General features: G+C 62.9%; 1 protein-coding gene. It reads left to right on the top strand.

The window, feature by feature from the left end:
- On the top strand, nucleotides 1-661 hold a 661-nt coding region (locus B7449_RS18160; protein ID WP_048884016.1), incomplete at both ends, for a Mu transposase domain-containing protein.

Below are 661 nucleotides of genomic sequence, written 5' to 3'. Positions count from 1 at the left end.
TCAATCTGCGCTTCATGGCCCTGGCCAGCCATTATCTGTTCGAGGCGACCTTCTGCAATCCGGCAGCCGGATGGGAGAAAGGGCAGATCGAGAAGACCGTGCAGGATGCCCGGCGCCAGATCTGGCAGGATCTGCCTGCCTTTCCTGATCTGGGGGCGCTGAACGCCTGGCTGGAAGCCCGCTGCCTGGACTGCCGGGAACGGCTGCAGCATATCGAACTGGCCCGGAGCATCGCCGAGGTCCATGCTAGCGAGCGTCCCCACCTCATGGTGCCGGGGCGTCCCTTTGACGGGTTTGTCGAACAGACCAAGCGCGTCTCACCAACCTGCCTGATCCAGTTCGATGGCAACCGCTACAGCGTGCCGGCCTCCTTTGCCAATCGTCCGGTCAGCCTGCGGGTTTATCCCGACAAGCTGCGCATTATCGCCGAAGGGCAAGTTCTGTGCGTGCATGACCGGATCATCACGCGTTCGCATGGTGTGCCAGGCCGCACGGTGTATGACTGGCGGCATTATCTGGCGGTCATCCAGCGCAAACCGGGCGCCCTACGCAATGGCGCGCCGTTTGCCGAATTGCCAGCTGCCTTCCGGACCCTGCAGGATCAGCTGCTCAGGCGGCCTGGAGGCGACCGGGAAATGGCTGAAATCCTGGCCCTTGTGCT

Origin of the sequence: Komagataeibacter intermedius TF2, from assembly GCF_000964425.1 — a bacterium.
Classification (GTDB): Bacteria; Pseudomonadota; Alphaproteobacteria; order Acetobacterales; family Acetobacteraceae; genus Komagataeibacter; species Komagataeibacter intermedius.
This window is presented reverse-complemented; position numbering and strand designations above follow the sequence as displayed.